Source organism: Pseudomonas sp. NFACC45 (assembly GCF_900113505.1).
Taxonomy (GTDB): domain Bacteria; phylum Pseudomonadota; class Gammaproteobacteria; order Pseudomonadales; family Pseudomonadaceae; genus Aquipseudomonas; species Aquipseudomonas tehranensis.
On record NZ_FOPO01000003.1, the window covers coordinates 79,236 to 87,823 of the forward strand.

The 8,588-nt window shown below is 58.8% G+C and carries 8 protein-coding genes; 2 read left to right on the plus strand and 6 right to left on the minus strand.

Features of this window, described 5'->3' with window-relative positions; translation table 11 throughout:
* Nucleotides 1-129 precede the first annotated feature (129 nt).
* Nucleotides 130-630 (plus strand): methylated-DNA--[protein]-cysteine S-methyltransferase, encoded by a 501-nt coding sequence (locus BM132_RS05940; RefSeq protein WP_092453991.1) that lies wholly within the window; start codon nucleotides 130-132, stop codon nucleotides 628-630.
* A 143-nt stretch (nucleotides 631-773) separates the two neighbouring features.
* Here the strand turns inward: BM132_RS05940 and BM132_RS05945 are convergent, their stop codons facing one another.
* From BM132_RS05945 to BM132_RS05965, 5 genes are all read right to left on the minus strand, one after another.
* Complete coding sequence (locus tag BM132_RS05945) at nucleotides 774-2,681, minus strand: alkaline phosphatase D family protein (RefSeq protein WP_092453993.1); 1,908 nt, start codon at nucleotides 2,679-2,681, stop codon at nucleotides 774-776.
* A 238-nt stretch (nucleotides 2,682-2,919) separates the two neighbouring features.
* Nucleotides 2,920-3,915 carry a TRAP transporter substrate-binding protein gene (locus BM132_RS05950; protein ID WP_092453995.1) on the minus strand — a complete coding sequence of 332 codons (996 nt, stop codon included), beginning with the start codon at nucleotides 3,913-3,915 and terminating at the stop codon, nucleotides 2,920-2,922.
* 106 nt (nucleotides 3,916-4,021) lie between these two features.
* Entirely contained in the window at nucleotides 4,022-5,305 is a 1,284-nt protein-coding gene (gene dctM, locus BM132_RS05955) for a C4-dicarboxylate TRAP transporter large permease protein DctM (protein ID WP_092453997.1), read from the minus strand.
* Nucleotides 5,302-5,934: a TRAP transporter small permease gene (locus BM132_RS05960; protein WP_092453999.1), complete on the minus strand. Its 633-nt coding sequence runs from the start codon at nucleotides 5,932-5,934 to the stop codon at nucleotides 5,302-5,304. The genes dctM and BM132_RS05960 overlap by 4 nt, the downstream gene beginning before the upstream one ends.
* A gap of 66 nt (nucleotides 5,935-6,000) precedes the next feature.
* Nucleotides 6,001-6,996 carry a TRAP transporter substrate-binding protein gene (locus tag BM132_RS05965; RefSeq protein WP_092454001.1) on the minus strand — a complete coding sequence of 332 codons (996 nt, stop codon included), beginning with the start codon at nucleotides 6,994-6,996 and terminating at the stop codon, nucleotides 6,001-6,003.
* Between the two features lie 445 nt (nucleotides 6,997-7,441).
* Here BM132_RS05965 and BM132_RS05970 point away from each other — a divergent pair, with 445 nt between their 5' ends.
* A complete protein-coding gene (locus BM132_RS05970) occupies nucleotides 7,442-7,813 on the plus strand; it encodes a PH domain-containing protein (RefSeq protein WP_092402428.1) in 372 nt (123 codons plus the stop codon).
* A 136-nt stretch (nucleotides 7,814-7,949) separates the two neighbouring features.
* Here the strand turns inward: BM132_RS05970 and BM132_RS05975 are convergent, their stop codons facing one another.
* Nucleotides 7,950-8,255 carry a hypothetical protein gene (locus tag BM132_RS05975; RefSeq protein WP_092402426.1) on the minus strand — a complete coding sequence of 102 codons (306 nt, stop codon included), beginning with the start codon at nucleotides 8,253-8,255 and terminating at the stop codon, nucleotides 7,950-7,952.
* Nucleotides 8,256-8,588 lie beyond the last annotated feature (333 nt).

The window sequence follows — 8,588 nt, forward strand, 5'->3', positions numbered from 1 at the left end:
GTGCGCAGCAGCCCCAAAGCAGTTAACCAATCAGTCTGACACATCGAGGCGGCAGGTCTTAGGGCTGCTACGCAGCCCAGAGGGGATAAATCCCCTCGCCACAAAAAGCCAGTCAGAGGTCAATACCTGATGTTACCCCTGTACAAAACCATCCCATCCCCCGTGGGCGAGTTGATCCTCGTCGCCCGGGATAGAAAGTTGGCGGCCATCCTCTGGGAAAACGAGCGTCTCAACCGCGTGCGCCTGGGCCCTTTGGAAGAGGACAGTCAGCACCCGATCCTCAAGGAAACCGAACGCCAGCTCATGGAGTATTTCGCCGGCCAGCGAAGGCACTTCGATCTGGAACTGGACTTTGCCGGCACCGAATTCCAGGTCCGGGTCTGGCAGGCACTGCTGACGATTCCCTTTGGTGAAACCCGCAGTTACCGCGACATCGCCATCCAGATCGGCCAGCCCACGGCTGTGCGGGCGGTAGGTGCCGCCAACGGCCGCAACCCCATCTCCATCATCGCCCCCTGCCACCGCGTCATCGGCACCTCCGGCAGCCTCACTGGCTTTGCGGGCGGCCTTGCGGCCAAACAGTTCCTCCTGAGCCTGGAAGGTCAGCAGACGCTGCAGTTGGTGTTTTGAATGCTTAATTGTGGAGCGCCACTAAACCCTGTGGGAGCGAGCCTGCTCGCGATAGCGGAGTGTCAGCTTGCAAAAATGCTGGCTGTACCAGAGCCATCGCGAGCAGGCTCGCTCCCACAAATTGTGTGCAGTGCCCACTCGGTTCAGGCCGAAGGCTCTTGCGGCGCCCGCATGCGCGTCGGCGGTTTGCCGTTGGCGTTGTGCTGGAATATCTGCGTCGGCTGCCCCTGTTCATTGAAGAACACCTGCCCGATCCCCGCCGAGTTCCACAACCGCTCTCCAGCCTCGGCGTGTTCGGGGGTGTGAGGAATGATGCGCATGCTGCGCCGCTTGGTGAACCAGTTCAGGGGCGAGCGGGGCGAGTAGAGCCAACGGTTCAAGCGATCGAACCATTCCAGCAGCGCCGGCGGGAACTCATTCTTGATGCCGCTGCTGGTGATCTGCCAGATGCGCGGGCCGCCCTTGCGGTGTGGGATCAGCACCTCATAGACGAAGGAATAATGCACATCCCCGGACAGCACCACGTAATTGCCGGGTGTGCGCGAGTGCCGGAAAATATTCAGGATCACTTGCGCCGCGCCGCGATGGGCCATCCAGTTTTCCGCGTCCACCAGCAGCGGATAACCGCACCAACTGAACACCCGCTGCACGGTTTCGATCAACTTCACACCGAAGATCGGCGCCGGTGAAACGATGATCGCCGAGGGATGATCCAGCAGTTCCTGCTGAAGTTCGCTCAGGGCTTCCCAATCGAGCAGTCCCGAAGGCTGCTTGAGGTTGCGCTCGCTGCGCCAGCGGCGGGTGCGGGTGTCGAGCACCACCAGGGCCGGGGTGGTCGGCAGCACATAGTGCCATTGCTGGAAACCCAGCAGTGTGTCGATCAGTTTGTCCTGCGGGCCGCTGTCCAGGTAGCGGTCCCGGGCGGTGTCGCTCAGGGCCAGGGTTTGCTGGATTACGTCATCGAACGCGTCCGGGTTGTTGCCCCAGCCCTGGCAGAGCATGTAGGCGATCAGTGCGTTGCCGATGATGCGCTTGGAGAACGGGTGGCCGTAGGCCGTTTCTTCCCACTGCGCGGATAAATTCCAGTCATCGGTGATGTCGTGATCGTCGAAAATCATCAGGCACGACAGGTGTGCAAACACCCGCGCCGCGCCCCCAAGACCTGTCTTGAAACCCTCGATGCGTTGCTGTTCCAGGTCGTAGCGCTGGCGCCGCTCGGCGGTCAGTTGCGGCGGTTGCGGGTCGATCAGCGTCCACGGCACAGGTGACCACACCAACAGGTACATCGCCATGACTTCAGCGAGGGTCACCAGATGATTGTCGGCGCTGCTGCTGGTGAAAATCGGCTTGCGGGCTCCGCCGAAAAAACGTTCGCGCAGGGTTTCGTTGCTTTCCAGCGCTGGTAATAAATCGGCGCGGTGGTAGTAACTGGCTGGGTGTTCATAGAGCTTGGCGCTGTCTTCCACCACCGCGCCGTCCAGGCATTCCTCGAACAGCCCCAGCCGTTCGATCAACGCATGAATCGCCCGCAGTGTCGGCCCGGCGACATCATCGGCGTAGACCTGATCACCGCTCATCATCAACAGCGCAGGACGCTGCTGTGGGGCTTGTGCCAACAGCCGGTCGACGCAGAGCAAGCCGTCGTGGGTCGGGTAGTGGGGTTTGCGGCAGGAGCCATGAACCAATTGATCGATACGCGAATGCAGGACGAAGTTCGGACACTGCGCCTGGCCATACAACAGATGGGGCGCCCATTCGGCAATGGGGGTGCCGTCCACCAGCAGGTCGTAGTCAATCGCCACGTCCTGGGGCAGGGCGGTGTCGAGTCGTACATCGATCAGGTGCACAAAAGCCTGCTGCCCCACCGGCACGACGGTGCAACGCGGGGCGTCCAGGGGCAGATCGCTCAGCCCGTCTACGCGCAGGGTCAACGTGAGGGGGCGTGTACCCACCAGCCACATCACCAGCCGCGTCGGCTCCAGCCGCCGCAGCAGCGGGCCGACCAGGACAGGGGGCAGGGCACGGGAGATGTCAGATGAGGACGGCAACATTCGCGGGTAAAGCTCTGGCTCCGATGGAGGCGGGGATCATAACGCAATGCGCTGCGTAGCTGGGATTCGCTGAAAAGGCGATGTACTCCAGCTCTTGTGGCGAGGGAGCTTGCTCCCGCTGGGCTGCGCAGCAGCCCCAACCTTTAACCTGACACACCGCAGAGTCAGATTTTTGGGGGGCTTCGCACCCCAGCGGGAGCAAGCTCCCTCGCCACGGAGTTCACTGGGCTTTGCTGCATCACTGCGCCTGGTTGGACGCTTCAGCGGCTTTAATTAAATCCGGCCCAATCTCTTTTTCGAACCTTGCCCACACCGGTTTCATACTGTCGCGCCAGGCGTTGCGCTGCTGGGGCGTGAGGCTGATGATCTCGGTGGTCCCGGCGTCGAGGATGAACTGCTTGTCCTGTTGGTTCAGTCGGTCCGCCTCACTGTTTGCATAGGCGGTGGCCTCGGTCACGATCTTGTCCAGTTCGGTACGGATATCCGGCGGCAGGCCATTCCAGAAGTCGGATGAGGCGATCAACATGTAGTCGAGAATGCCGTGGTTGGATTCGGTGATGTACTTCTGCACTTGATGCTGTTTCTGGTTGTAGAAGTTTGAGTAGGTGTTTTCCGTACCGTTGACCAAGCCGGTGCGCAGGCCCTGGTACACCACAGAGAAAATCATCGGTTGGGGCTTGGCGCCCACCGCCTTGAATTGTTCTTCCAGCACGGCCGAGCTCTGTACCCGAAACTTCAGGCCACGGGCATCCTCGGGGACACGCAGGGGTTTGTTGGCCGACAACTGCTTCATGCCGTTGTGCCAATAAGCCAGCCCCGTGATGTTTTTGCTTTCCATGGATTTGAGCAGTTTCTGGCCTTCCGGGCTCTGCTGGAAGCGGTCCACTGCAGCAATGTCGTTGAACAGAAACGGCAAGTCGAACAGCTGCACGGATCGGGTGTACTGATCGAACTTGGCCAGCGAGCGTGCAATGATCTGCACGTCACCCAGCAGCAGCGCTTCCATCTCCTTGTCATCGCCAAACAACGTGGAGTTGGGATACACCTCGACCTTCACCCGGCCTGGCAATCGTTCATCCGCCAGTTTCTTGAACATCAACGCGCCCTGGCCCTTGGGCGTTTGCTCGGCCACAACATGGGAAAACTTGATCACGATCGGTTCAGCCGCCATGGCTGAGCCCAGCAGGCTGAAGCTCAAGGTACAGACGAGCGCTTTGCAAAGAGGTTTTAGCATGGTGAGGCTTCCCTTTTATTGGTCGACGGTGCGACACGCAGGCTTAGCCCGACAGCGCAGGGGCGAGGGAGCAAATGCCCTCGCCACTGCGCATGTCTTGACCGGGCTAGTTCATCCCCAGCCAGTTCGGCAAGGCCAGCGAGATCCATGGCACATAGGTAATCAGCATCAGGAATGTCAGCAGGATCATCAGCCATGGCATGGCTGCGCGGATGGTGGCGGGCAGCGACATGCCGGTCACCGCCGAGGTGACGAACAGGTTCAGCCCCACCGGCGGCGTGATCAGGCCGATCTCCAGGTTCACCACCATGATGATGCCCAGGTGGATCGGGTCGATGCCCAGTTGCATGGCAATAGGGAACAGGATCGGCGCCAGGATCAGGATGATGGCCGACGGCTCCATGAACGCACCGGCAATCAGCAGCACGATGTTCACCACCAGCAGGAAGGTCACCGGCGTCAGCCCGGCCTCGATCACCCAAGCGGTGATTTGCTGCGGCAGTTGCTCGGTGGTCAGCACATGGGCGAAGAGCATGGCGTTGGCGATGATGAACATCAGCATGATGCTCAGCTTGGCCGATTCGAGCAGCACCTTGGGCGTCTCACGGAACGTGAGGTCCTTGTAGACGAACAGTGCGATGAATGCCGAATACACCGCCGCAACGGCAGCCGCTTCAGTGGGGGTGAACATCCCGGAGTAAATCCCGCCGAGGATGATCACCATCAGCAGCAGACCCCAAAGGGCTTTGCGCGCCGTGGACAGCCATTCACGAAACGTCGCCCGGGGCAGTGCAGGCAGGTTTTTCTTCACGGCAACGATGTAGATCGCCACCATCAACGATAACCCCAGCAACACGCCAGGGATTACCCCGGCCATGAACAGCTTGCCCACCGAGGTTTCGGTCGCGGCGGCGTACACCACCATCACGATCGACGGCGGAATCAGGATGCCCAAGGTACCGGCGTTGCAGACGATGCCGGCGCCGAACGCCTGTGGATAACCCGAGCGCACCATACCGGCAATGGCAATGGAGCCGACGGCCGCTACCGTCGCGGGGCTTGAACCCGACAACGCGGCAAACAGCATGCACGCCAGCACTGCGGCAATCGCCAGGCCGCCACGGATGTGGCCGACGCAAGCGTTGGCAAAGTCGATCAACCGTCGCGCCACACCGCCAGTGGTCATGAACGCACCGGCCAGCAGGAAGAACGGAATCGCCAGCAGCGTGTAGTGTTCAGAGGTTTCGAACAGCTTGATCGCCAGGGAGCGCACCGAGTCCGGGCTGAAGTAAATGATCGTCAGCGAACCGGCCAGTCCCAACGAAATGGCGATGGGCACGCCGATGAACATCAGCACGAACAGCGCGATGAACAGGAAGGCAATGGTCATGGCTTGTCTTCCTCGTGTTCGGTCAGTTTGATGGCTTCGGCTGCTTCATCGGCCAGGCCCAGGCCGGTCTGACGATTCATCAGGATGCGCACGAGAATTTCCGCGAAACGGATAAACACCAACGCAAAACCCACCGGCACGATCAGGCCGATGTGCCATTGCATGATGCCGAAGTGGCCCAGGTCCTCTGCGCCGATCTGCGCGATCATCAGGGTGTTGATCCACTCAAAACTAGCAACGGCCAGCAGCCCGGCGTAGGTCAGGCAGCACAGGCAAGCGATGACGCCGATAATGCGTTGTACCGGCTTGCTCGCCAGTTTCACCAGCGCATCCACGCCGATGTGCCCGGCCGTGCGCACGCCGTACGACAAACCAAAAAAGATCAGCCAGCCAAACAGAGCCTTGGTCAACGAGCTGCTCCAGGTCATGGCCTGGGCCATACCCATGATGCTGTCGCCAATGGCGAACGCCGGCGTGCTGGCGGCAGGCCAGTTATCGCCGAGGCTGTAGAAAACGGTGTAGAGGTTGTTGAGTACCACGTAGACGAAAGTAACCAGCGTCATGGCGGCCAGAAGAAAGGCAATGAAACCTTCCTCGAAGTGTTCCCAGATGCGCCGAAGGGCGTTCATGGATGACATCTCCTGCAGGGGGGACGACAGGCCGGCGCTGCCAGGGCGGCAGCACCGGCCAACCCATTACTGAGCCTTGTTGGAGGCTTCGGCGGCTTTGATCAGATCAGCACCGATGTCACCTTCAAACTTCTTCCACACCGGCTTCATCTTGTCGCGCCACTCGCCGCGTTCTTCAGGCGTGAGGGTGATGATCTCGGTGGTCTTGGCATCGAGGATGCGCTGTTTGTCTTTCTGGTTCAGTTGCGCCGCCTCGTTGTTCACGTGGGTGGTGACTTCAACCAGGATCTTGTCCAGCTCGGTACGAATGTCGGGTGACAGACCGTTCCAGAACTTGGTGTTGGTGATCAGCATGTAGTCGAGTACACCGTGGTTGGACTCGGTGATGTACTTCTGCACTTCATGCATTTTCTGGCTGTAGATGTTCGAGTACGGGTTTTCCGCACCGTTGACCACGCCAGTCTGCAGGCCTTGGTACACCTCGGCGAAACTCATTTTGCGCGGGTTGGCGTTCACCGCCTTGAACTGCTCTTCCAGCACGGCCGAGGCCTGCACACGGAACTTCAGACCACGGGCATCCTTGGGTTCACGCAGCGGCTTGTTGGCCGACAACTGCTTCATGCCGTTGTGCCAATAGGCCAGGCCGGTGATGTTCTTGCTTTCCATGGACTTGAGCAGCTTCTGGCCTTCAGGGCTCAGCTGGAAGCGGTCCACGGCGGAGATGTCATCGAACAGAAACGGCAAGTCGAACAGTTGCACGGACTTGGTGTAGTGCTCGAACTTGGCCAGCGACGGCGCAATCATCTGCACGTCACCCAGCAGCAGCGCTTCCATTTCCTTGCCATCGCCGAACAGCGAGGAGTTGGGGTACACCTCAACCTTCACTTTGCCTGGCAGACGCTCTTCCACGAGCTTCTTGAACATCAGCGCGCCCTGGCCCTTGGGCGTTTGTTCGGCTACCACGTGGGAGAACTTGATGACGACAGGATCCGCCGCCATGGCCGTGCTCAACGCACTGAGTGCCAGCGTACAGGCGAGCGCTTTCCAGATAGGTTTGAACATTGTGGGGTTTCCTCTTTGTTTTTGTATTTATCGTGCGGGCTCATTCAAAACACAGCGCACGGCGGACAGTTGCAAGTCTAGGCAGAAAAACAGTTTGCCGGGGGATTGTGACGGTCAATGCGGGAAAAATCGCGAGTATTGGCTAACGCCTCAAAAGGGTGCGTTAGAGCCTTCCAGGGCTGGGGCGACAACCATCGGGACCGAAACAGGGCGAAAGGTTTCAGCCTGCAACCGTAACGGGGTCAGGAAACCATAAAAGCGAAATAATGGCTACTGGCCTGTTCGCTAGTCTCGCATCGGGTGCTGGAGGATTTAGCCGGTGAGATGGCGAAATGCTCGGTCATGGCCTTGTGATGTTACTCCTGGCTGCGCCAGAATCCCTGCGCCAGTCTTGATATGGGCCCAGGAAGCCTGGAGCGCTTTTCAACCCCACAAGGATTTACGGATGATCGATTTCAACAACAAAGGCTTCTTCAAGCTCAAGCAAAACGATGAGTACGCCGAACGCGTAACAGCCCTGCTGCTGGAGGGCGAACAGGTCATCGACGCCTATAAGTCCATGCGTGACGGCGTAGTCTTCACCAACAAACGTATCATCGCGGTGAACGTGCAAGGCATCACCGGCAGCAAAAAGGACTTCACCTCTCTGCCTTATAAAAACATCGTGGCCTACTCGGTAGAAACCTCCGGCACCTTCGACCTGGATTCGGAACTGGAGATTTACTTTTCATCCCTGGGCAAGGTGAAGTTCGAATTCACCGGCAAGACGGGCATTGTTGAAATCTCCAAACTGATCTCCAGACACCTCCTGACCTGATGTCAGCAGACCCAGGATGAATACGAAAACTCGGAGGGTGAAGTTGGAGAGTTGAGCACTGGATCATTCGCCCATAGGCGAGGTGACTTACACAGACCACTCCAATGAGCGGTCTGTGGTGGGCCATTCATGACGTTCAGTCGCAGAACATATTGATCACTTTCTTGTTTGCGTCAGTCACGACGGTGAGACGGAAATCTTTAGTGTCTTTGCTCATGGCCACTCCGGTGACCCTGACCGCTTCCAGGTTCAGCTGCTTTACGTAGTCTTCTTCGGACAGAGCCGTTTCACTCATCCCCCCTGGTTTCAACTCCTTGGCTTGCGCGACTTTGTCCGCGTTGCAAGGCTCGCCCTGCGCTGCGAAAGCTTGAAAAGTCATGCCGCTCAATAATAGGGAAAGAGTCAGCAGGGTCGGTTGGGTGCGGCTGTATTTAGTGTTCATCATGAACTCCTTGCGGGTCATCGAAGATTGGCTTCGCGTACTTGCGAGGCTGGATCAGGTTAGAAGTGAGCCGCAGTGAGGACCACTGTCATATCTGACAGTCGCCAAGACCTGATTGAAGTAAGTGAATACGGATTTTGTATTGGAACGCTATAAACGAAAGCCCACCACACATCCCCTGTGGGAGCGGTGTTCACAGATTCTATGCCAGCCACAAATCCCCCTGTGGGAGCGAGCCTGCTCGCGAAGACGGCGGCCCATCCAACATCACCGTTTCAGACGGACCGCTATCGCGAGCAGGCTCGCTCCCACAGTTTTTGATCGCGGTGTTCA